This is a genomic window from Pseudomonas sp. NPDC098747, assembly GCF_044760045.1.
Taxonomy (GTDB): domain Bacteria; phylum Pseudomonadota; class Gammaproteobacteria; order Pseudomonadales; family Pseudomonadaceae; genus Aquipseudomonas.
The window spans coordinates 123,688-145,893 of sequence record NZ_JBIWAL010000005.1; the positions used below are offsets into that span (position 1 = coordinate 123,688).

The following is a 22,206-nucleotide window of genomic DNA, read 5'->3' on the forward strand; positions in this document are numbered from 1 at the left end:
AAGAATCTCCTTTTCAACGGGGGTTGTGAACACAGGGTTTCAGATTGCTTGCATGACACTGGGAAGACTCACCGCTGACCGTTGCTAGCGTGGCCCGTGGTTAAGTCGCACTGAGAAATTCGCAGTTTCCGGTGACAGATAAAGGAAAAAACCTCGGGAGGTGCGAGGGGATTTTCGAGAGGTGTTCTCGGGTGTTTGCGCGGGTCGAGGGTGTGTCTGGATCAAGTGTTTCGCGCAATCGGGCTGGAGCCGTTGAAGGGCCGTTGCAGATGACAGAAAGGAGAACCCGAGGATGGCGGGATCGGGGCTCGGGTGGTAGGTACACAGGTGAAAGTTATTTGAGAGATTTGTCGGATGAACAGCCGCCATCGCTGGCAAGCCAGCTCCCACAGGGAGCCGTTTTGTTAATGCAATCTGGGGCACAACACAACAACCTGTGGGAGCTGGCTTGCCTGCGATGGGGCCAGTCCAGACACCCTCAAAACATCAGACATACCACTACTGAACCAGTTGGTTGATCTCGATGATCGGCAGTAGCACGGCCATCACAATCACCAACACCACCCCACCCATCACCACAATCATCAGCGGCTCAAGCAACGCGGTCATGCCCATTGCCCGGCGTTCGATATCGCGCGACAGGGTTTGCGCTGCGCGCTCCAGCATCGGTGGCAGCGAGCCGGTTTTCTCGCCACTGGCGATCAAGTGAATCAGCACCGGCGGAAACACGTTTTCCACCCTGAGGGCGGCGGCGAGGTTGACGCCCTCGCGTACTTTGGCCGTGGCATTGTTGACGCTCAGGCTCAAGCGGTCGTTGGACAAGGTCTGCCGCGCCGCTTCCAATGCTCTTAATAACGGCACCCCCGCGCCACCAAGAATCGCCAGAGTCGAGGCAAATCGTGCGGTGTTCAGGCCCAGAATGAAGCGACCAATCAACGGCAACTTCAGCACCCGATGATGCCAACTCAAACGCGCCGCCGGATTGCGCAGATAAAGGCGCCAACTCCAGAACGCCCCCGCCATGACCGCTGCACACAACCAGCCCCACGCACGAATGAAATCACTGGCCGTCAGCATCGCCAGCGTCAGCCCCGGCAAATCCTGCCGTGCCTGGGAAAACGCGCTGACCACCTGCGGCACCACGTAACTGAGCAGGAAAATCACAATGCCGATCGACACCAGCCCGACCACGCCCGGATAGATAAACGCGGTGAGAATCTTGCCGCGCAGGTTGTTGCGCTCCTCGATGTAATCGGCGAGCCGCTCCATCACTTGCGCCAGATCCCCAGACTCTTCCCCTGCGGCGATCAGCGCGCGATAGATCTCGGGAAAATCCCGCGGCCGCGACGCCAGCGATTCGGCCAGACGCATACCGCTGCGTACGTCCGCGCGCACTGCGCTCAGCGTGTGGGCGATGTGTTTTTTCTCGGCCTGTTCGACCGTAGCACTTAACGCAGCCTCCAGCGGCAGGCTTGCGCCGAGCAGGCTCGACAGTTGCCGCGTGGCCCAGGCCAAATCGTTATCGGAGAGTTTGGCGCTGAACAATCCACCGCCGCCGTGACTGGCGACGTTGCTTTCTTTACTCACCGATAGCGCGGTCAAATTGCGTGCGCGTAACGCGCTGAACGCAGCGGTCTGACTGTCGGCTTCCAGATGCCCGGACTCGATCTTGCCGGTGGCATCGGCGGCTTCAAAACGATAGCGATTCATCAGGCGTCCCGTGTCACGCGCAAGATTTCTTCAGGGGCGGTGGCGCCGCTGCGAATCCAGCGCTCACCGTCCTCACGCAGGCTGAACATGCCGGCCTTGTTGGCCGCCGCACGCAAGGCCTGCTCCCCTGCCCCTTGGTGAATCAGGGTGCGGATGTCGTCGTCGATGCAGAACAATTCATGAATGCCGGTTCGGCCGCTGTAACCGGTGTGATTGCAGGTCGCGCAACCGACCGGACGCCAGGTGCCGGGCGCGGTCGGGTCTTCTTCCTTGCATTGATTGCACAGCCGTCGCACCAGCCGCTGCGCCAAAACCCCGAGCATTGAAGACGCGAGCAGAAACGGCTCGACGCCCATGTCGATCAAGCGGTTGACCGCCGACACCGCGTCGTTGGTGTGCAAGGTCGCCAGCACCAAGTGCCCGGTGAGCGAGGCCTGCACGGCGATTTGTGCGGTTTCCAGGTCGCGGATTTCGCCGATCATGATGATGTCCGGGTCCTGGCGCAGAATCGCCCGCAAGGCCAGGGCAAAGGTCATGTCGATCTTGGCGTTGACCTGAATCTGGCTGATGCCCGGCAGGTCGTATTCCACCGGGTCTTCGACGGTGAGGATGTTGCTGGTGCTCGCATCCAGCCGCGCCAATGCCGCGTAAAGGCTGGTGGTTTTGCCGCTGCCCGTTGGGCCTGTGACCAGCACGATGCCGTGGGGCTGGCGGATCAGGTGATCGAGTTTGGCCAGAACCTGCGCGTCCATGCCCAGGGTTTCGAGGTGCAGGCGCCCGGCCTGTTTGTCGAGCAGACGCATCACCACGCGTTCGCCGTGGCCGGTGGGCACGGTGGAAACGCGAATGTCGATCGGTCGGCCGGCCACACGCAAGGCGATACGGCCATCCTGCGGCAGGCGTTTTTCGGCAATGTCGAGTTGGGCCATGATCTTGATCCGCGACACCAGCGCACCGTGCAGCGCCTTGCGCGGTGAAACCACGTCGCGCAGGGTGCCGTCGACGCGATAGCGCACCACTGAATGGGTTTCGAACGGTTCGATGTGAATGTCGCTGGCTTCGTCGCGCGCCGCTTGCGTGAGCAAGGCGTTGATCATGCGGATCACCGGCGCGCCGTCCTGGGTGTCGAGCAGGTCGGTGATTTCCGGCATGTCCTGCATGAGCCGATCGAGATCGACTTCGTTCTCGGCGGCCCCCACCACCGCCGCCGCGCTGCCGGTATCGGCGTAAGCGGCGGCGAGCAAACCGTCGAACTCGTCATCGCGCACTCGCTCGACGTTTGCCGCACCGAACTGCCGACGCACTTCGCTGATCGACCAGCCGGGGGTGGATGGGCACACGGTCAGCAGCCCGTCGCGCAGAAGAATGCGCTGGGCTTTGGCCCAGGCGTAGGGCAGTGAACTCATCTCAAGTCACCCTCGCCACAGTTATCACTCGGCTCATAAACGCGGGCCCGGCTGGATCGGCACCGCTCTGATCGTTGCACGCGGGCCAGACGTCGGGGCCGGCACACCCTGCTCCGCTGCTGGCAATTGCGGTGCCTGCATATCGGGCATCGCCCAACTGCGTTCCGGCTGCAAACCACCCTGCGCGCGGCGCATGAAGTCGTAGCGGTTGAGGGTGATGCTGCGCCCCGCTTCGCTGTCGCGGATGATGTACGGGCGCAGGAACACCATCAGGTTGGTCTTGGTGATCGCCCGGCGTTCGTTGCGAAACAGCGCGCCGATACCAGGGATGGTCGACAGCCACGGCACGGCGTCGTTGCTCTGGCTGTAGCCGTCCTGCAGCAAACCGCCAAGCACCATGATCTGGCCGTCGTCGAGCAAAATGCTGGTGTCGATTGCGCGTTTGTTGGTGACGATTCCCGTCGATGTCGCGCTGTTGGAGGCGCGTTCGTCGATGCTGCTGACTTCCTGGTAAATGTCGAGCTTGACCGTGCCGCCCTCGGAAATCTGCGGGCGGACGTTCAGCTTCAGCCCCACCTCTTCACGAGTCACGGTCTGGAACGGGTTGTTGCTGGTGCCTCCGCCGCCGGTCACGTAGCTGCCGCTGACAAACGGAATGGTCTGGCCCACAAAAATGCTCGCGGCTTCGTTATCCAGCGTCAGCAGGTTCGGCGTCGACAGCACGTTGGTGCCGCCCTTGCTCTTCAAGGCGCGAGCCAGCACTTTCAGATCAAGAATCTTGCCGATGCCGGGGATTTCCACGGTGCCGTTAACGTAGCCAAGGTTCAAACCCTGGGGCAGCACGTCGAGGCTGGTCTTGCCGTTGAGGTTGATCCCCGAGCCACCCAGGTTCGCACCGCCGATCACGCCTTTGCCGCCGAGGTTGCCGGTCTGCCATTGCACGCCAAATTCGCTGGCATCGTCCTCGCCAACTTCGACGATCAGGCTTTCGATCACCACTTGCGCGCGGCGTTGGTCGAGCAAGTCGATGACTTCACGCAGGTTGCGATACAACGGCTCCGGTGCGGAAATCAGCAAGGTATTGGTGGTCGCGTCAGCCTGAATCGTCACGCCGCCAGCGCTGAAAGCGACGTTCTGCTCGCTGGCCTGCGCACCGCCATTGCCACTGGTGCCGCCACTGCCCTGGGCGTAACTGCCGCCGCTGCCGCCGCTGGAATTGCCGGTCGACGTGGTGCCGCTGGTTTGCGTGCTGCTCTGGCCGTTTTGCCCGCCGGAACTGCCGGTATTACTACCCATCGCACTGAGCACCGAACGCGCACTGTCGCTGGTGCCGCTGTCGCTTTCGCCGGTGAGCAAACCGCGCAGTGCCTGAGCCAGTTTTGCCGCTTGGGCGTTGCGCAGATAAACCACGTGCAGGTTGCTCGGATTGCTCTGCGCGTTGTCGAGTTTGTAGATCAGATTACGCGCCAGCTCGGTGCGCTCAGGGCTGCCGGCGCGGATGATGATGGTGTTGGAGCGCGGATCGCCGATCACGGCGATTTTCTGCGTCGGATCATTGCCCGGCGCGTCGAGCAGGTCGGCAACCATCGGCGCGATGTCAGCGGCGATGCCGTTCTCGATCTGCACCACATCGGTGTCGATCGCGCTCGGCGTGTCGATGCCGGCGATCAACTGCGCGACGCGGGTCAGGTTCTCGGCGTAATCGGTGACCACGATAGTGTTGTTACCGGGGTAAGCATTGATCGGATTGTTCGGTGAGACGATCGGGCGCAGCACCGGAATCAGGTTCACCGCGTTCTCGTATTGCAGGCGAAAGGTGCGGGTGAGCATGCCGTTGCCAACGGGTTTGTCGGCACTGTAGATCGGCCCTCCGAGCAACTTCGCATCGGCCTCCGGAACCACTTGCGCGACACCACCCACATCGACCACGGCAAAACCCTGCATGCGCAACGCCGAAAGCAACATGTCGTAAGCCTGACGCGCCGGCACCTGACCTTCCGACACCAGCGTCAGATTGCCCTTGACCCGCGGATCGACCAGAAACTGCTGCCCGGTCGAACGCGACAACGCGCGCACCACCGCTTGAATATCCGCCTCGACAAAATTCAGCGTCACCGGTTGATCGCCCAGTGGATTGCTCGGCAACGTGGTGCCGCGTGGAGCGCCGCCGCCACGGCTGCGCTCGGTGATGTTGTGCAACTGTTTTGGCGCAGGCCTGGCTTGCGCCTGCATCCGCTCACGGTCGAGCACTGCATCGCCACTGCGCTGAGTGTTGGCCAGTGGACGGCCGAGTTCGCTGTCGACCAGCAACGGCGGCTGATCTTTCGGCGTGGAGGTGTTGCTGCACGCGCTTAATGCCATCAGCAGCAGCGGCAACGCCATGCGCGTCGGTTTGGATCCTGACCCCTTCATGAAGCTTCCTTAGCGCCAAGCGCCTGATCCATGCGAACGGTGCCTGACAGAGTGCCGGCAGTGACTTCAGTCGTGGCCGCGTCTGCGCGTTGCAAACGGGCCTCGACTACTTGCAGAGAAAGTTGTGACGGCTGGCTCAGCAGCCAGTCGAGCACCGCGTCGGCCGGTGCGACGTCGAAGGTCAGCTGCCATGCGCCCGCCTCCGAAGCCTGTAATTGATAGTGTCCGGCCAGACCGCTCGCTTGTAAGGATTGCTCCAGCGACTGGCCGACACTTTGCCCGTCCGGGCGCACGCTGACGTCGCGCAGCACCACCTCCAGCGCTTGCGTCTGAGCGCGCAACTTCGGCGTTTCGCTTTGCCAGTAAGCGATTTTCTTCAGCGGTGGCTGGATCAGCGCGACCCAGACCAGCAGACCGATCACCGCGATTGCCATCCCGCCGACCATGCGTTTTTCGCGCAATGCCAACGGCTGCCAACGTGCCTGCAACTGACTGTTGAAACGCTGCCAACGGGCGCGGTAAATCGCCAGCGATGCCTTATTCATCTTCTGCCTCGCTGCTGTTGTCTTCGCTTTCGCCAGTGGTCGCTTCAGTGGCCGGGCGCAATGTCCAGCCGTCGTCATCGGCAGTCACGCTGATGCCGGCCTGTGCAAGCGTGCTTTGCCAATCCTTGTCGTTGCCGCTGCGACGCGCCTCGGCGAGCAGACCGAGTTGCAGCGTCCCGTCGACAAACGTCAGACGCTCAACACTGCCGGCCATGAACGGGATGCCCGTCGCGGCCTGCAACACCAGTCGATTGAAATTCTGCGAGGGATCGTCCGCTGCCCCTTTCTGCCGCGCCGTCAATTGCTGACGGGCCTGTTGCAATGGATTGAGGATCACCGGCAACTCGGGGAACGCCTGCTTCACGCGCTGCGTCATCTGACTTTTGAGCTGCTGCCCCTGACTGGCTTCGCGCGCCGCATACAGGTTCAACCCGACCACCCACACCGCCACGGCCAACACCGAAAAACCGATCGCCCTGCCCCAGCCGCGATGTGCAGTGCCTTGCTGTTGCACCGCACCGTGCAAACCCCAGCCTGGCAACGGCCCGGTCCAGCGCTGCGCCTCGGACATCGGCAGATCGACACCGGGCGGCGCTGCGTCGCCGATCCAGTGCAACTGTGTCCCCGGTTCCCACAGAATGTGGTCGACGCCTTCATCGAACAACGGCTGAACCTGCGCCATCTGCACACTTTCGCGCAGCAGCAAGTGACCGTCCTGCACACAAGCGACGGTGCCCGGCAGCACCGGCAAGCAGTAGGCTGCCGGGTACAGGCCGCGCAGATTCAAACCGGTGTTTTTGAGCATCTGGCCGAGTCGCTGCAAGGATTGCCGCGGCACCCACGCGATCTGCACCCGACCCGCTGCGTCACGCGGACTGTGGGCGATGTGCATTTCGCTGCTGTCGCCGAGCATCAAGGCTTGCGCCGCACATTGCACCGCCGCGGCGGTCTTGTTGGCCGGCAACGGCGGCAAATCAATACTCGCCAGCAGGCTGTCCGCCGGGTGCAGAAAGCCCATCAGCGGCGGCTGTTTCGGCATCTGACTCAACTGCTTCAGGCTACGGCGTTCTTCACGGCTGACCTGGCCCTGACGATCCAGCCAGGCGCAGTTCAACTCACTGTCGAGATCAAGATCCGCCAATGGCGGCAGGGCAACTCTCAACTGATTCATGCGCCCACCCGCGACCAGATCACCTGCGGCAGACGATCCTGGCTGCGATGCAGCAACGCATCGAGACTGACCCGCCGCTGCTCGCGACGCGCTTCACCGCGCAGGCGAAACCAGTCGCTGGTGATGCCGACCTTGACGCTCGTCAGTTCCAGATTCGGCATGCGCAGACGGTTGACGAAATCGCCCCGGTTGATGAACCAGCGCCCGGCGTCACGTTCATTGATCAACGCCTGCGCACGCTCCAGCGACAAACCCGGCACATACGCGGCCAACACAGGCGCGGTGGCGGTGTTGCCGTTAATCCATGTCGTCGCGGGGATCACCGTAATGTACGGCGCAAGCTTGCTGATAACGGCGTCATTGACCCCCTCGACGCTGCGCAAATCATCGAGGTTGCGCAGCATCGGCAGTTTCGGATTCTCAGGCTTTCGCGAGGCGTTGGGTGATGTGGCGCGACCACTGTCGAAGTTGCTGTTGTTATCAGCGACTGGCGGGGTCAGCAGTCGCGGGTAGGACGCGATCACCCGCTGACTGATGCGCTGACTCAAACCGGCGCTGATCCCGATCAACTCGCACAAGCGCCCAAACGCCTGAATCTGCGCCTCATCGACACGCTCGTTGGCCACCAGATTGCGCAGGTTGAACTTGCCCTGCTCATCCTCCAGCCGCCCCTCGAATCCCTGCGCGATCAAGCGTTGCGCCCACGGCTGATCGAGCCGGGTCAACGGATCGCGCTGGCGCGCGTCCCACAGCAATTGGCGGCTGATCTCCAAACCGCCCTGCACCATCCACCGCCCCTGCACGCGGTGCTGATCGGCCTCCAGTGCACGGGTCGCAACGCTCTGGCGGGTCAACATGCCGGCAGCAATCACCGCCACCACGGCAGCAATCAGCAACGCGCTGATAATCGCCATGCCTTGTTGCTTCGCCAGATCAGGCGAACGTCTGTTCATGGCCGGCCTTACAGCTGCCAGGAACCGATATCGGCATTCACGCCGTCGCCGTCAGGCTGGCCATCGGCACCGAGCGAAAAAATGTCGATTTCGCCGTTGGCGCCGGGGTTGAGGTATTGATAAGGACGGCCCCACGGATCGTTGGGCAAACGCTCCAGGTACGAGCGCCAGTTACTGTTCTTCGCATCCGCCGGACGTTCCACCAGCACTTTCAAACCCTGATTCATGCTCGGGTAAGTGCCGTGATCGAGACGATACAGCTTGAGCGCCTGCATCAACCCGCCAATGTCCTGCTTCGCCGCCGTCGCTCGCGCCTGATCCGGACGATCAAGCACTTTAGGCACCACCATCGCCGCAAGAATCCCGAGAATCACCACGACCACCATGATCTCGATCAGGGTGAACCCCCCCTGGCCACGGGGCAACCGAGGCGACGGCTTAAGCGGTTTGAACTGTGCGATATCCATCTCGACATTCCTTGGCTTGATTCGATTCGACGCGCAGTGTTGCAAGAAGATATGTCAGGGATGTTGAAAATCCTCGGGAGTTTTCGTCGTCAAGCCGTCAAGGACGGGGGTTAGCGTCGAGGGCTGTGTTTTCGCTTTGAGCCCTCCATGCGTGCGCCTTCCCGAGAAAGCGGATTTACCCTGATAGAAGTGCTGGTGGCGCTGGCGATTATTGCCGTGGCGATGTCGGCGGCTGTGCGTGTGGCGGGGTTGATGACGCAGAGTAATGGGGTATTGCGGGATCGGTCGATTGCGCTGATTGCGGCGCAGAGTCGGATGGCGGAGTTGCGACTGGAGGCGAAGTTGCCGACGGGGATGAAGGCGATGGAGTGTGATCAGGGGCGGTTGTTGTTGCGGTGTGAGCAGGTGATTGGTGCGGCGGAGAATGGTCGATTGCTGAAGATCGGCATCCAAGTATTCGACCGCAACCAGGACGCGCCGCCGTTGGCCAGGCTGGAGACCTTGTTGTCCCGAACCGAAAGCCCCTCACCCTAGCCCTCTCCCAGAGGTAGAGGGAACCGATTCGGGGATATTTGAAAGCTACACCGACTTGAAAGCCGTTCATTGAATCCACAATTGCCAAGCTCACAAAGCCAAATCAAAGGTCCTTCACCAACCCCATAATCGCCAAGGTCTTTCACCAAAGCCATAATCGCCAAGTTCTTCCAGGTCGACGTACCCCGCAAGACACCTCGGCCGGCCCCCTCTCCCTCCGGGAGAGGGCTGGGGTGAGGGTAGCTTCTGCTCTCGCCCCCCAGAACCACAAAGCCATAATCGCGAAGTCCCTTCACCAAAGCCATAATCGCCAAGTTCATCCAGGTCGACGTACCCCGCAAGACACCTCGGTCGGCCCCCTCTCCCTCCGGGAGAGGGCTGGGGTGAGGGTAGCTTCTGCTCTCGCCCCCCAGAACCACAAAGCCATAATCGCGAAGTCCCTTCACCAAAGCCATAATCGCCAAGTTCAGCCGGGTCGACGTACCCCGCAAGACACCTCGGTCGGCCCCCTCTCCCTCCGGGAGAGGGCTGGGGTGAGGGTAGCTTTTGCCCCCCCATCCCGGAAGAATCATTTCCAGAACCGGAGACAGGCCAGAAGCCATCATTGCCATGACAATGCTATCGTCCCCTCCTTTTCCAAAATTCTGACAGATTATGAATAGCGCCAAATCCTCAATCCGGGCCGCTGCTACCGCACCAGGCATCCCTGAATCAATGGATACCTGACATGAGCAACTCATCGCAGAACGCGAGATTAAACAAGTTGCTGGCTGAGAGCGAAGCCAGTCTTGATACGGCTGAGTCCAATGCTGACCTATTGAAAGCGATCCATGAGTTCGTCTCGTACGATGGCCCGCTCAAATTCAATTGCACACGCGCATGGTGGTTTTTCGGTATTGGCGTGTTCTTGATTGCGGGTGCTGTGGCCTTTTTTGGCTATATGAACTCCTACACTGTCCTTTCTTTTTTCTACCGCCTGCAAGTTGAGCCTGCCTTGTTCGGTACGGTCACTGGTTTGCTCGGCATCGGGTTTATCGGTGGGAGCCTGGCATGGATGAGTTCCAAAGCTGATCGCTTGCCTGCGCTCAGTAGCAGAATTGCTCGACTGTCATCGTACTTCCACAACGGATTGACTCGCCTGGAAGAAGACTCGCGCTATACCTTGAACAAGCTGGATGCGCAATTTGCTGATTACCGGCGGGGCAACTACAGCCGCGAGTTGGTCCAGTCGCTACAGGGTGTATTTACCGGCCCGCGCCACAACCTCCCTTACGAGTACCACCGGCTGCACTACGTCGACAAACGAACGGTAAAAACCACTGTTAACGACGGCAAGGGAGGAACCAAAACAGTGACTCGAGTGGTTTATGACCACTACGACCGGTACAGTCTGGTCATCGACTTTCCATGGGTTACCGGAATATCGGTTAGATCTGATGGACACTCACAGAACGACTATCCGTGCCCGATGGACACGGCTTCTCCGGATTTTAACAAAGCGTTCCGTTTGACCGGGCGTAGCGAGATGGTCTGTGCGAAATTCATCAAACCTTCGACGGTGCTGCGCTTGCTGAAGCTATTCAACATACTCAACAGTCCGAACCTGGAGTTCGCCGACAGTGGAAAGTTTTGCCTCAGCTTCGCGAGCAGCGACCTACTCACGTTCGGTACTCAATATTCGCTGGCTGCACCCAACGAGTTTTACGCAGAAATTTCTGCCGGTGTCGATCTGCCGCGCCTGATGTCTGCGCTCCAATGGAGCCATGCACTCAGTGAGCTGCACGATGACAACTTTACCGCCTCTCCCCTAACAACCCGCCAAGAGAAGTAAGCCATGGACATTGCACTCATCCTCTCCGCTGTTATCGCTGTCGTCATAATCGTAGTGGGCTTCAGCATCTACAACGGCATTATTGGGGGGCACAACCGAGTACAACGTGCCTGGTCGGACGTCCTTGTTTACGAACGCCAGAAGACAAAAGTTCTCGATCAGCTTCAAAAGGTGCTCGCAGACTTCATGGTTTTTGAGGCCAGCCTCCTCGAAAAAATCACCGGCCTTCGCAGCGCGATCAATGGCCTTCCTGCCAGAGCGGACGGCAATGCGCTCACGACAGTAGAAACCGCCTCGAGGGAGCTGATGGGTGGTTTGCGCATCGCTTTTGAGGCTTACCCTGACCTGAAATCATCAGAAGCTGCGAACAACATGATGCGTGAAATTGCCGAACAACAAGAGAACGTCGGCGCGGCCATCACCATTTACAATCGCAACGTCGAACTGTTCAACAACTCCATCGAAATGTTCCCTGGCTCGGTCGTCAATGGCCTGTTCAACAAGAAAACTCGTGTAACGCCGTTCTCCGATACCGAAGCTTCGCAGGGTTTCTCTTACACCCCGAATATCTAACCCGCGTGATGCATCGAAACCATCACCCGTGAGGGTGATGGTCGATCACCTCCCTCCTTGAGTAGATCCTCCGCTGATTTTTCTAGGCGCGATGCAGAAAGCAGCAACAAACCACATGAAGACGGCGCGGGACAGTAACCGACCCGCTCCCACAGCTTTCAGCGCCGAACACGATGTCCGTGACCAACACAAAACCCTTTGGGAGCCAGCCTGCTGGCGATAGCGGAGTATCAGGCAGCACAAACAGCGCATGTGCCATCGCTGCCAGCCCTACTCCGCATCACCCCGGCAATTGCAAATTATCCAACGCCCGATTCACCGCCAACTCCCCGAGCATGATCAACTGCGCAATCCCCAACAACGCCCGACGCTGCAACACCGGCAACAGGCCAGCGACGTTCTGCGCAATGGTTCAAGCCGAACCAACTATTCAATCGGACCCTTCTGAATCGACCAGACCCGCCACCGGAATTTGCCATGAAGGTTTTTTTCCACTCTGGCTATCAAACGTGCGACGCGCCTCGCGAAAATCGTCGACATGTTCCACGACCCACGTCCAAATGGGCGACATACGGACCAATAGCTCCATACCCAACGGCGTCAGCTCATACTCGACATGGGGCGGCACTTGATCCAACTCTCGCCGTATCAGCAGACCATCGCGTTCTAGCGCACGGAGCGTCTTGGTCAACATGCGCTGAGTCACGCCCGTCATTTGCCGTTTGATCTCGGCATGACGCATCGTGCCGTACACACCGAGGGCATGCAGGATACCCAGTGACCAGCGGCTACCGGCGTGAGCCAGGACTTCGCGCCGCACGCCATCATCGTCTCGTCTTAGTGTCTGGCAGATCGCTTCTGCCTGGCTAAGGGTTTCCTCATCGGTCATTTGTCCCCCTGGTATCACGTGTGTGCCTTCTTCCGAGCGCTGCCCAATCGTGCCAGCATCGCCAAATCATACAGACGACGGATTCAGGAGACATCATGACCGAAGCGACCCACCCTTCCCCGCAATCAATTCTCGTACTTGGCGCCGGAGAACTCGGCCTGCCGGTGCTGCGCAATCTTGCGCGGGTAGCAAAGCGCTCGCCCGGCAGCACAATCAGCGTTCTGCTCAGGGATTCGACCATCAACACGCAAAGCCCTGAGAAAAAACGGGAAATCGATGAACTGCGCAACCTAGGCATCCATCTGGTCGCTGCAGACTTGGTTAACGATTCCATCGATCAACTGGCCACAGTGTTCGCAGCATTCCACACCGTCATAGGCTGCGCAGGCATGGTCGCGGGCCGTGAAACGCCGATGAAACTGGCGACAGCTGCGCTCAGGTCCGGCGTGAAGCGCTATTTCCCATGGCAGTTTGGCGTCGATTTCGAAGTAATTGGCCGGGGCAGCCCGCAGGATTTGTTCGATGCACAACTCGACGTGCGCGAGTTGCTCCGCGCCCAGGACAAAACCGAATGGGTGATCATCTCGACCGGCATGTTCACCAGCTTTCTGTTCGAGCCGGTATTTGAGGTCGTCGATTTTGAAAACGACACCGTCAACGCCTTGGGCAGCCTGGAAACCAGCGTGACGCTCACGACACCGGAGGACATCGGTAAGCTGACAGCGGAAATCGTTTTCTACGAACCGCGCTTTCGCAATGAGATCGTGTACCTCTCTGGCGACACGGTGACGTATGGGCAGGTGGCGAGCCTCCTTGAACGTGTGTTGGGGCGTCCGTTCAAGCGTAACGTCTGGACTGTTCCGTACCTGATGCAGGAACTGGAAAAAGACCCCACTCACCACATCAAAAAATACCGCGCCGTATTTGCCCAAGGCAGAGGTGTGGCGTGGCCTAAAGCGGGGACTTTCAACGAGCAGCAGTCGATTCAGGTCACTACGGCTGAACAGTGGGCTCGGGATAACCTGGCAGTCGATTGACGCGAAGAAATTAATCCGCCATTCGCGGGTACCGAAACGCGTACATCGTCTCGGTATTTATCGCGGCTGAAGAGCCAGCGCACTCCCACCTTGGAACACGCTCAAAGGTGGGAGCGAGCCTGCTCGCGAAAGCGCCAGAATTGGCACCCGATCAATCAACGGGTGATCCCGACACCCGCATCAACCCGGCAATTGCAAATTATCCAGCGCCCGATTCACCGCCAACTCTCCGAGCATGATCAACTGCGCAATCCCCAACAACGCCCGACGCTGCGACGCCGGCAACAGACTGGCGACGTTCTGCGCGATGGTTTGCGCCGAAGCAAGTGTTTCACTGGCATCGATCAGCAGTTCTTCGTTTTTGTTGTCCGCCGTCACGGCATACATCCCGCGGGTTTTGCGTGGAGGTGGTGTAGAGCCGGGCGGACAGAGGTAATGGTCGAGCGCGCGGTCGGCGGCTTCGTGGAGTTTTTTTGAGTCGAGGGATTCGTAGGGAGAAACCGAGTCGGTTTCGGGCGGGTTGGGTGTTGGTTTGCTCATGGTGAAGCTCCTTGATTGTTGGAGCCGCCACATTTCGCTGCGAAACGAAGGGAGGTGGCAGCTGTACGCAGGTTCGCAGACCGGGAATCAAGGAACCCGGCATACCCGAAGGTATCCCGCGCACAGCCGCCATGAAGCACCGTTGCCATAAATTTTGAATGGCAACAATTCGGAGCGCTGTGCGCCTTGATTATTCCGGGCTGCGAAACCCGATCACTGATTCGTCAGCGACCAGACCACAATAGAACCCGCCCCCAAGGCGCACAAGCCGGTGGATTCTGGCGTAGCTGTAGGCAAAGGCGCAAGGACATGTAGCCTGAGAGAGTGTCTGGAGATGTCTTTTTAAACATTGCCGTTTATCGCGCCTCATCGCATCCAGATTTCTATAATCGATCCCGTCACGTGTTGCCAGAGATCACCCCAACTTGCCCCCGAGTTGCGACCACCCCCAACAGTCAACCAATAATTTGTAAGTAATTATTGAGCACAAAGCCTGCCTCGGGCATGCTGCGCGCAGCAAATTTACATGGACAGTAAAACTTTATGCGCTCCCCCCAAGGACATGCCTTTCCTTCGCGCGTACACGCTGGACACACCGCATTATTTTGGCGGTCGATATCCCTCGCCCCCAGATCGACTCCATTCAGGTCAAGGAAAACTGAAACTTTGAAAAGGAAAATTTCATGAGTGGCAAACCCGCTGCGCGAGTGACAGATCCAACCAATTGCCCTCTCCCCGGGCATGGCACAAACCCTATTGTCAGCGGCTCGCCCAATGTGAATTTCGACGGACTTGCCGCCGCTCGAATGACCGATAAATCCGCATGCGGTAGCCCTATCACGGGCGCCGTCAGCTCTACGGTTTTCATCAATGGGCTGAATGCTGCGACTAAAGACAGTACCGGTGGCCACGGCAACGTGGTTGTCGGCGGATCCGGAACGGTGATTATTGGCGACACCGTCGTAACAGCGCCCTTCAGCGGTCTGCTGCCGATGCCAGTGCACTTTAGTGACAAGTTCAGGTTGGTTGACCAAGAATCGGGCGAACCGCTAAACAATCTTGAATACGCCATTCAACGCGCTGACGGCAGTCTAGAACATGGTGTAAGTGATCCGATGGGCTACACGCACACAGTGAGTTCGCATCTGCCTGAAACAATCAAGCTGTTTCTTGAGGACTAAGGCATGGCTGAAGTGGTTAGCAAAAATGGCAGGAAAATGTCTCCCGTCGCCACGAGAGAAGTGACGGCCGTCAAAGACACCACCCCAAAAACTGTTGCACTGGACGCAAAAAAACAAAAAAGACGGGCGGAGAATGAGGAGTATCTGAAGGATAAGAACGTGAAGGCATTTTTGGTTGCCATTGCCAAAGCCGAAGGCGGTGACTACCACGCGAAATATGGATATGGCTGGGCAAAGGGTTTTCAAACCGGAAAATGGACTTTCACTGATGAGTCCACCCATCCGGGTGCCGGCTTCGGCGGATCAACTACGGCATCGGGTTTGTATCAAATAACCATTGCCACTTGGCGCGAGTATGGCGAAAAGATGGGGCTGACCGACTTTACGCCTCATACGCAAGACCTTATCGCGGTCGACATTCTGCGCACCCTCGGTGTGATCGACAAGATCAAGGCCGGTGACATTCCGGGCGCGATGCCGAAGGCAGCAACAAGGTGGGCGGCACTTCCCGAAGGCCCAGGCAAGAAGAATCACTATCCCCCGCAACCTTACGCCAAATATCCGGAGTTTTTGTCGAGCTACAAATCGGCTGGAGGAACCGTCAAATGAAGGTTTCGACCCTAGTATTTGTCGCATTTTATTGCACGGGTATCAGCGCAGCGTTTGCCGATGGCTCACAGGCGTCAGACGACAAGCGAGGGCCAGCAGGCGTCGTCGTCGGTGAGCGTCTGGTGGCGGCCAAAGCCAAGCTAGTCAAACAAGGATGGAAGCCGACGCGAATGCATACCACCGACGGCTATGAATACAGTGGCGTGGAGCGGCAGTTGGCTGCACGGAAGTTCTTCGAGCTGGATACCTGCTCGTTTGATAGCTCGCGCTGCATCTTGTACTACGCGAAGAAAGGAACTTGCCTGCGCGTCGATACCATCGGTGAGCAATTCAATGAGATGACGGTGACGCGATGGACCCGTGAATGTCCTGAAGCGCCTCAATAACCACATGAAGAAGGCGCGGAACAGAACCGACCCACTCCCATAGGTTTCAGCGTCGTACACAACATCTGCAATCACCATAAAACCCTGTGGGAGCGGGCTTGCCCGCGAAGGCGCCAGAACGGACACCCAATCAATCAACGGGTGATCCCGATACGCGCATCAACCCGGCAATTGCAAATTATCCAGCGCCCGATTCACCGCCAACTCTCCGAGCATGATCAACTGCGCAATCCCCAACAACGCCCGACGCTGCGACGCCGGCAACAGACTGGCGACGTTCTGCGCGATGGTTTGCGCCGAAGCAAGTGTCTCACTGGCATCGATCAGCAGTTCTTCGTTTTTGTTGTCCGCGGTCACCGCATACATCCCGCGGGTCTTGCGTGGAGGTGGTGTAGAGCCAGGTGGACAGAGGTAATGGTCGAGGGCGCGGTCGGCGGCTTCGTGGAGTTTTTTTGAGTCGAGGGATTCGTAGGGAGAAACCGAGTCGGTTTCGGGCGGGTTGGGTGTTGGTTTGATCATGAGTGAATCTCCAAATCATAGAAAAGGAGCCATCATCTTTCGCTACCAAACGAAGGGGTGGTGGCCATACGAAGGTTGGTAGACCGGTGACTTGGAGAACCGGCGCGCCCGAAGACGCCCTGCGCATGGCCACCATAAATACACAGCCCCAAAAAGGACTATATCGGGTGACGCTATGCGCCAAGTCTAAGCCGGGCTACCAAACCCGATCGCTGATTCGTCAGCGACCGAACCACAATAGAACCCGCCCCCAAGGCGCACAAGCCGGCGGATTCTGGCGTAGCTGTAGGCAAAGGCGCAAGGATATGTAGCCTGAGAGAGTGTCTGGAGATGTCTTTTTAAACATTTGGGTTTATTGATGCTTTCCACTTTCAGCTACATCAGTAACAGCACGTATTGGCTGCACTGAGTCCTACCTGTGCGAGATAGCGCTCTAAAGATTCGACATCGTCAATCATAGCTACCGCACCGATGTAGCCGTCAGGGCGGACTAACACCCAATCGCCAATAGCGGGCTCATAGGCGCTGAAAAACTGCTTTTGATCATCAGATATCTCGCCGCGTGGGCCAAAGGTATGGATATGCAATCCAGGACGAGGCGGCACGAGCCCGCGCTCTACCCCATAGCCAAGCAATGTCCAGTGTGTGCCCTGAAACAAGTTGAATAGCCGTAGTGATTGGCCGGCGGCCCCACACACCTTTGCGTCCGGTGCGCGGTCGCCGGCAAACAAACCGACATGACGTTCAGGCTGCTCCCGCACGAGTTTCGAGTGGGAATAGCCAATATCAAGTTGATGCGCCTCCCGGCCACGTCGCATGTCGCCACGCTTCAGATCGTCAAGAAGCTTTGTCGCCAGGTTGAGGACTGCTGCCGCGACGGGTCGCCGCTCCACTTCATAGCTGTCGAGCAGCGTATCAGGCGCTCCATTGACGACCGCAGCCAGCTTCCACCCCAGGTTGTACGCGTCCTGTACGCTGGTATTTAGTCCTTGACCACCAGTGGGGGGATGAATGTGCGCGGCGTCCCCGACGAGAAACACCTTACCCACACGATATTGATCCGCCAGACGAGCATTCATCGTGTAGGCCGAGGACCAGGAGACCGATTGAACGTGAATATCGTCGCGGCCGGTGCGTTTCGCCACTATCGCTGTCAGTCCTTCGGAGGAAAGATCCATGTCCACATCGAACGGGATCGGGCCTTGTATCTGAAACATCTCAGTACCGGCCAGTGGGCACAGCGCGATCTGCCGCTCCATGTCCCCATCGCCAAAGCGGTGCCAGCAATCGCGCGACAGGCCTGACAGCACGACATCGGCAACCAAAGCGCGCAAGCCTAGAGTCTTGCCCGGGAATTCGACATTGAGCGCATGACGCACAAAGCTACGACCGCCATCGGCGCCAATCAGCCACCGCACGCGAAGCGACTCGTCACCGGCCTTGCCAAAAAGACGCGCCGTTACGCCGTCCATATTCTGTTCGAAACCTATTAGCTCGCAACCAAACTCAGGCCTGTGGCCCAGTTCAAGCAAGCGTTCGCGCATTACGCTTTCGGTCAGAAATTGCGGCACCATCAAAGGCAAGTGGTAAGGCTCGGCCGGTGTCGCGTCCTGATGCACCATGACATCTGAATCACTGTAGCTGCCGTCATCGCGATATCGCCGCTCAGTCGGATAAAATCCTCCCGCCGCAACAATTCGGTCGAGGATCCCGAAATCCTCGAAGATCTCCTGAGTTCTTGGCTGAATACCTTTACCACGCGATCCTTGGAAAGGGTGGTCCGCTTTTTCGATGAGACGAAAGGCAATTCCCCTTCTCGCCAATTCAATCGCCAAGGTCAAACCGGCCGCACCCGCACCGCAAATCAAGACATCCACTGCGAATTGCTCTTTCATTCCGACCACCCATATGTGCAATATGCACATATTCAGACGGAGAATGAACAGTGTCAACAATAAATGTGCAAAATACACATACAACCAACCAGCTCCGCGAGCTTCATGGGGCGCTCCTTGAAATTGTCGGGGTGATGAACCGACCTCAGCGCGACGAAGCGATGGTTCGAGACGCGGGTATATCCCTCGACCGTGCGCTGTTTCCGTTATTGGTTCTGGTGGAGCGGCTGGGGCCTATTGGCGTTGTCGAGCTGGCGGATCGTGTTGGGCGCGATTACACGACTGTCAGCCGTCAGATTGCAAAGCTGGAAACCTTAGGATTGGTCCTCAGACAGGAAAGCGCAATCGACCGCCGTGTCCGAGAGTCTGTCGTTACCGATAAGGGCAAAGCGATGACCGATCGTGTCGACGAGGCGCGAGAGAGAATTGGACAGTCCATATTCGCCACATGGGACGTGCAGGACTTCGAGAACCTAGTGCGTCTTATGCGCAAGTTTGCCGACGATATCAAAGATGATTCGCTGCACGGCTAGAATGTCCTCGAATGTCAGCTATTGGCCCAGAGTGTGTAAAAACGCTTTATCTATGGCTTTCTCAACCGCATTCAGTCAAACCGGTGCCTGGAACGAGAAGCTCAACGCAACATTGAGCTGATGTGGTTGACGGGGCGTTTGATTAACAACTGACAGTACACCCGCGCGTTTTGACACACTCTAGGCTGAAAGTAACCAAGTACATTCCCAGCAATCCGGAACGCACCACTACAACTAAAACAGCACAATAACTGCCTTCAACCCCGGAGATCAGGGCCTCGTCAACCTCGGCAAAACCGGCCCCTCCGGCAACCTCTCCAACACCAACCGCACCGATTCCCCACCCTGCTCAATCACCACCCCATCCCCCTCAACCGCCACCAACTTCACCCCAGGCCCAACCTTCTCCCCCTGCAAAAAACTACGCGGCGGCCCATCGTTCAAACTCAGTATCGCCACCGCCCCCCGGCTCCCCGCCATCACCCCGCTCACCTTGATATCCACCGGCGCCGTCTGATTCGAGAACCACTGCAACGCCGGGCTATCGCTGCGCGCCGCCAACAATTGCGGGGCCGCCGCCGGTGTATGCGATTCGGCGGACGTCAGCAGCAGCGACGACCACGTCGCGACACCCACCAGCGCTGCGAGCAGCGCCAGGGCCTGAACCATTTGCGGTGGGGAAAAGCGTGCGGTGAACATCATGGGTTGAATCTCCTTTTTATCCCTGCTGTCAGCCTACGCGGCAATTCTCTCCGTTTTATTTCACACGCCTAACATATTGGCCGTGCACGATGACTTCCGACGCAAAGGAGCGCGCAATCGATGAACATGGTCAAGCAACAGGGTTTTACGCTGATCGAGTTGATGGTGGTGCTGGTGATCATCGGTATCGCCAGTGCGGCGATCAGCCTGAGCATCAAGCCCGACCCGCTGCAGTTGCTGCGCAAGGACGCGGAGCGCGTGGCGCAACTGCTGCAAGTGGCGCAGGCCGAGGCGCGGGCGGATGGGCGGCCGATTGTGTGGCTGAGTGACGCCAAAGGGTTTCGATTCAGTCGGCGCAGTGACAGCGGCAAGGGGTTTGAGCATTTCAGTGAAGATCCGCAATTGCGCCCGCGGCCGTGGCAGAGCCCGAAAGTGGAGGTTCGCGTGGAGCCCAGGCAGAAAGTTGTGCTCAACGCCGAGTGGATCAATCCGCCGCTGCAACTGACTTTGTCCGATGGTTTGAATCGTCTCAGCGTGCTGCGCGACGGCGCCGGCCGGATCAGTGTGCAATGAAGGGCCAACAAGGTTTTACCCTGATTGAGGTGATGGTCGCGATTCTGTTGATGGCGGTGGTGAGCCTGATTGCCTGGCGCGGTCTGGACAGTGTCACCCGTGCCGACAGTCATTTGCAGGCCAGTAGTGAGCAGAGCGATAGCTTGTTGCGGGCGTTGAATCAGTTGCAGCGGGATGTGGATATGCGCGCGGGGATTGAGTTGACCGAGCCGAAGAAAGTTGGTGTGGATGATGAGCCGCCCACCGCCCCGCCCGCCCTCACCGTGCGTAGCAGTGACAGTAGCGGGTTTCGCCTGGACATCATTCGCACGGCGGCCGATCAACCCGGGGCTTTGCAGCGGGTTCGCTGGTGGCTTAAGGGCGACACGTTGTATCGGGCGGTGGCGCCGGCGCGTAGTCGTTATCCGTTGCCGGCGCCGACCAATGGGGTTGCGGTGTTGAACGAGGTTAGCGATGCGCAGGTGCGGGTTTGGGAGGTGGATAAGGGGTGGCGGCGGCTCAGCGGGAATCGGCGCGAAGATCCCCAAGGACTGGAAATACGCCTGACTCGGCAGACGCCGCAGGGGCTGGAAAAATACCGGCAAGTGATTGGGCCGCTGGATTGAATACAGCCAATTGGGTAGCTCATTTGATACGAGTACACCCGTCAGAGATTGGTTGGCTGTTAGGCCGCTATCGCAAGCAGGCTGGCTCCCACAGTTGGATTGTGTGCAGTCCAGTTAGAGATTGGTTGGTTGTCAGGCCGTCATCGCTGGCAAGCCAGCTCCCACAAGGTTGGTGGTGCGGCGGGAATGGGTTAGCTAAGGACGACCACACCACCCGGCAACTCAGTACATTTGACCCCATAGGCATCACGAATCAACAACCCCACCCCAGCCAGTTGATCAAGACTAAACCGCGCCTGCACCCGACGCTCCCCCAGCTCCCGGTTCAGCAACAAAAGCATCCCCGGCCGATAACGATTAATCTCATCAATCATCTGGCTCAAGGTCGCACCGTTAAACACCAACACCTGCTGCCGCCAATTCATCACCGCCGCCGTGTCAACGCTCTGCACATTGCCAACCCGCCGCGCGTCATAGGTCAATTGCTGCCCCGATTCAAGACGCAGGCTACGTCCTTCAACGTCCACCTCAACCGCACCATCAAGACAAGTCACACAAACTTGCTGATCGGTATTACGCAAATTGAACCGCGCCTGACTCGCACGCAACCACCCGCCTCCGGCCTGCATCGCAAGGGGCAACCGCGCCGTCTGCACCTCGACTTCACCACTGACCAACTCAAAACCCTGCACGCCGTCATCCACTGCACGCTGATTGATCCGCGTCTGCGTGTTCAACTCCAGGCGCACACCCTCGGCCGGTTCAACGCGCCGTTGCTGACCGACTTCGGTGATGTAATCGGCACCCAGCCCGCCAAAGCCGCCAGGAATCGTCCCGCGTACCAACAAAAAGGCTGCCGATGCCGCGATGGCACCACCGAGAAACGCGCGCCGCCCAAACCCGCGCGGCGCCTGCAAACCTTCGGCAGCCGGTTGCAGCAAGTGCCACAGCGCTTTGCACTCTTCGAAGGCTTGCGCATGTTCGGAACTCTGTGCGCACCACGCGCGCAGCGCCCGGGCGTCGGCGACTGTGGCACGGCCCGAGGTCAGCAGGATCAGCCAGTCGCGGGCTTCGCTTTGCAGGCGCTCGGCGGCCGTGGGCTCGGCAGGTGTCAGTCGGAAGATGTTCAAGACGC

23 protein-coding genes and 3 pseudogenes are annotated in these 22,206 nt (G+C 58.8%); 11 read left to right on the top strand and 15 right to left on the bottom strand.

Annotation, left to right across the window (positions count from 1 at the left end):
- Window positions 1-498 precede the first annotated feature (498 nt).
- The 7 genes from gspF to gspG are packed head-to-tail and all read right to left on the bottom strand — an operon-like array spanning window position 499 to window position 8,664.
- On the bottom strand, window positions 499-1,710 hold the full coding sequence (gspF, locus tag ACIQVE_RS04860; RefSeq protein ID WP_402805067.1) for a type II secretion system inner membrane protein GspF: 1,212 nt from the start codon (window positions 1,708-1,710) through the stop codon (window positions 499-501).
- The gene (gspE, locus tag ACIQVE_RS04865; protein ID WP_402805069.1) at window positions 1,710-3,116 is read right to left on the bottom strand and encodes a type II secretion system ATPase GspE; all 1,407 of its coding nucleotides are present in this window, start codon (window positions 3,114-3,116) and stop codon (window positions 1,710-1,712) included. The genes gspF and gspE overlap by 1 nt, the downstream gene beginning before the upstream one ends.
- 33 nt (window positions 3,117-3,149) lie before the next feature.
- Window positions 3,150-5,528: a type II secretion system secretin GspD gene (gene gspD, locus ACIQVE_RS04870; RefSeq protein WP_402805071.1), complete on the bottom strand. Its 2,379-nt coding sequence runs from the start codon at window positions 5,526-5,528 to the stop codon at window positions 3,150-3,152.
- Complete coding sequence (gene gspM / locus ACIQVE_RS04875; RefSeq protein ID WP_402805073.1) at window positions 5,525-6,073, bottom strand: type II secretion system protein GspM; 549 nt, start codon at window positions 6,071-6,073, stop codon at window positions 5,525-5,527. The genes gspD and gspM overlap by 4 nt, the downstream gene beginning before the upstream one ends.
- Window positions 6,066-7,244 carry a type II secretion system protein GspL gene (gspL, locus tag ACIQVE_RS04880; protein ID WP_402805075.1) on the bottom strand — a complete coding sequence of 393 codons (1,179 nt, stop codon included), beginning with the start codon at window positions 7,242-7,244 and terminating at the stop codon, window positions 6,066-6,068. Before gspL ends, gspM begins: the two co-directional genes overlap by 8 nt.
- Window positions 7,241-8,197 carry a type II secretion system minor pseudopilin GspK gene (gene gspK, locus ACIQVE_RS04885; protein WP_402805077.1) on the bottom strand — a complete coding sequence of 319 codons (957 nt, stop codon included), beginning with the start codon at window positions 8,195-8,197 and terminating at the stop codon, window positions 7,241-7,243. The genes gspL and gspK overlap by 4 nt, the downstream gene beginning before the upstream one ends.
- Before the next feature lie 8 nt (window positions 8,198-8,205).
- The gene (gene gspG / locus ACIQVE_RS04890) at window positions 8,206-8,664 is read right to left on the bottom strand and encodes a type II secretion system major pseudopilin GspG (RefSeq protein ID WP_402805079.1); all 459 of its coding nucleotides are present in this window, start codon (window positions 8,662-8,664) and stop codon (window positions 8,206-8,208) included.
- A gap of 147 nt (window positions 8,665-8,811) precedes the next feature.
- Here gspG and gspI point away from each other — a divergent pair, with 147 nt between their 5' ends.
- The 3 genes from gspI to ACIQVE_RS04905 all read left to right on the top strand — a co-directional run bounded on the left by gspI (window position 8,812) and on the right by ACIQVE_RS04905 (window position 11,602).
- Window positions 8,812-9,198 (top strand): type II secretion system minor pseudopilin GspI, encoded by a 387-nt coding sequence (gene gspI / locus ACIQVE_RS04895; RefSeq protein ID WP_402805080.1) that lies wholly within the window; start codon window positions 8,812-8,814, stop codon window positions 9,196-9,198.
- Between the two features lie 727 nt (window positions 9,199-9,925).
- On the top strand, window positions 9,926-11,029 hold the full coding sequence (locus tag ACIQVE_RS04900) for a hypothetical protein (RefSeq protein WP_402805082.1): 1,104 nt from the start codon (window positions 9,926-9,928) through the stop codon (window positions 11,027-11,029).
- 3 nt (window positions 11,030-11,032) lie between these two features.
- Window positions 11,033-11,602 carry a LemA family protein gene (locus ACIQVE_RS04905; RefSeq protein ID WP_402805084.1) on the top strand — a complete coding sequence of 190 codons (570 nt, stop codon included), beginning with the start codon at window positions 11,033-11,035 and terminating at the stop codon, window positions 11,600-11,602.
- 280 nt (window positions 11,603-11,882) lie between these two features.
- Here ACIQVE_RS04905 and ACIQVE_RS04910 read toward each other — a convergent pair.
- Window positions 11,883-12,014: pseudogene (locus ACIQVE_RS04910) on the bottom strand (DUF6124 family protein); the annotation flags it as partial.
- Between the two features lie 18 nt (window positions 12,015-12,032).
- Window positions 12,033-12,491: a winged helix-turn-helix transcriptional regulator gene (locus ACIQVE_RS04915; protein WP_402805086.1), complete on the bottom strand. Its 459-nt coding sequence runs from the start codon at window positions 12,489-12,491 to the stop codon at window positions 12,033-12,035.
- Window positions 12,492-12,586: 95 nt separating this feature from the next.
- Between ACIQVE_RS04915 and ACIQVE_RS04920 the strand changes: the two genes are divergently transcribed.
- Window positions 12,587-13,528 (top strand): aromatic alcohol reductase, encoded by a 942-nt coding sequence (locus tag ACIQVE_RS04920; protein ID WP_402805088.1) that lies wholly within the window; start codon window positions 12,587-12,589, stop codon window positions 13,526-13,528.
- 180 nt (window positions 13,529-13,708) lie between these two features.
- Here ACIQVE_RS04920 and ACIQVE_RS04925 read toward each other — a convergent pair whose 3' ends face one another.
- Entirely contained in the window at window positions 13,709-14,068 is a 360-nt protein-coding gene (locus tag ACIQVE_RS04925) for a DUF6124 family protein (RefSeq protein WP_402805090.1), read from the bottom strand.
- 683 nt (window positions 14,069-14,751) lie between these two features.
- Between ACIQVE_RS04925 and ACIQVE_RS04930 the strand changes: the two genes are divergently transcribed.
- Genes ACIQVE_RS04930 through ACIQVE_RS04940 form a run of 3 tightly spaced genes read left to right on the top strand, consistent with a single transcriptional unit; the run spans window position 14,752 to window position 16,244 of the window.
- The gene (locus tag ACIQVE_RS04930) at window positions 14,752-15,249 is read left to right on the top strand and encodes a PAAR domain-containing protein (RefSeq protein ID WP_402805092.1); all 498 of its coding nucleotides are present in this window, start codon (window positions 14,752-14,754) and stop codon (window positions 15,247-15,249) included.
- Between the two features lie 3 nt (window positions 15,250-15,252).
- Window positions 15,253-15,858 carry a hypothetical protein gene (locus tag ACIQVE_RS04935; protein ID WP_402805094.1) on the top strand — a complete coding sequence of 202 codons (606 nt, stop codon included), beginning with the start codon at window positions 15,253-15,255 and terminating at the stop codon, window positions 15,856-15,858.
- Window positions 15,855-16,244 carry a hypothetical protein gene (locus tag ACIQVE_RS04940; RefSeq protein ID WP_402805096.1) on the top strand — a complete coding sequence of 130 codons (390 nt, stop codon included), beginning with the start codon at window positions 15,855-15,857 and terminating at the stop codon, window positions 16,242-16,244. The genes ACIQVE_RS04935 and ACIQVE_RS04940 overlap by 4 nt, the downstream gene beginning before the upstream one ends.
- A gap of 159 nt (window positions 16,245-16,403) precedes the next feature.
- Here ACIQVE_RS04940 and ACIQVE_RS04945 read toward each other — a convergent pair whose 3' ends face one another.
- From ACIQVE_RS04945 to ACIQVE_RS04955, 3 genes and pseudogenes are all read right to left on the bottom strand, one after another.
- Window positions 16,404-16,763 carry a DUF6124 family protein gene (locus ACIQVE_RS04945; RefSeq protein WP_150597920.1) on the bottom strand — a complete coding sequence of 120 codons (360 nt, stop codon included), beginning with the start codon at window positions 16,761-16,763 and terminating at the stop codon, window positions 16,404-16,406.
- Between the two features lie 380 nt (window positions 16,764-17,143).
- Complete coding sequence (locus ACIQVE_RS04950) at window positions 17,144-18,658, bottom strand: FAD-dependent oxidoreductase (protein ID WP_402805099.1); 1,515 nt, start codon at window positions 18,656-18,658, stop codon at window positions 17,144-17,146.
- Window positions 18,659-18,733: 75 nt separating this feature from the next.
- A pseudogene (locus tag ACIQVE_RS04955) lies at window positions 18,734-18,835 on the bottom strand (hypothetical protein); the annotation flags it as partial.
- On the opposite strand from ACIQVE_RS04955, the gene ACIQVE_RS04960 reads away from it, so the two are divergent.
- The gene (locus tag ACIQVE_RS04960) at window positions 18,820-19,191 is read left to right on the top strand and encodes a MarR family winged helix-turn-helix transcriptional regulator (protein ID WP_402805216.1); all 372 of its coding nucleotides are present in this window, start codon (window positions 18,820-18,822) and stop codon (window positions 19,189-19,191) included. The pseudogene ACIQVE_RS04955 and the gene ACIQVE_RS04960 sit on opposite strands and share 16 nt — an antisense overlap.
- A 39-nt stretch (window positions 19,192-19,230) precedes the next feature.
- A pseudogene (locus ACIQVE_RS04965) lies at window positions 19,231-19,335 on the top strand (hypothetical protein); the annotation flags it as partial.
- Window positions 19,336-19,461: 126 nt separating this feature from the next.
- On the opposite strand, the gene ACIQVE_RS04970 reads toward ACIQVE_RS04965, so the two are convergent.
- On the bottom strand, window positions 19,462-19,893 hold the full coding sequence (locus ACIQVE_RS04970; RefSeq protein ID WP_402805101.1) for a type II secretion system protein N: 432 nt from the start codon (window positions 19,891-19,893) through the stop codon (window positions 19,462-19,464).
- A 120-nt stretch (window positions 19,894-20,013) separates the two neighbouring features.
- Here ACIQVE_RS04970 and gspH point away from each other — a divergent pair, with 120 nt between their 5' ends.
- A complete protein-coding gene (gene gspH / locus ACIQVE_RS04975) occupies window positions 20,014-20,466 on the top strand; it encodes a type II secretion system minor pseudopilin GspH (protein ID WP_402805103.1) in 453 nt (150 codons plus the stop codon).
- Window positions 20,463-21,071, top strand: coding sequence for a prepilin-type N-terminal cleavage/methylation domain-containing protein (locus ACIQVE_RS04980; protein WP_402805105.1), 609 nt, complete (start codon window positions 20,463-20,465; stop codon window positions 21,069-21,071). Before gspH ends, ACIQVE_RS04980 begins: the two co-directional genes overlap by 4 nt.
- A gap of 191 nt (window positions 21,072-21,262) precedes the next feature.
- On the opposite strand, the gene ACIQVE_RS04985 is transcribed toward ACIQVE_RS04980, so the two are convergent.
- Window positions 21,263-22,201 (bottom strand): FecR family protein, encoded by a 939-nt coding sequence (locus tag ACIQVE_RS04985; RefSeq protein WP_402805106.1) that lies wholly within the window; start codon window positions 22,199-22,201, stop codon window positions 21,263-21,265.
- Window positions 22,202-22,206 lie beyond the last annotated feature (5 nt).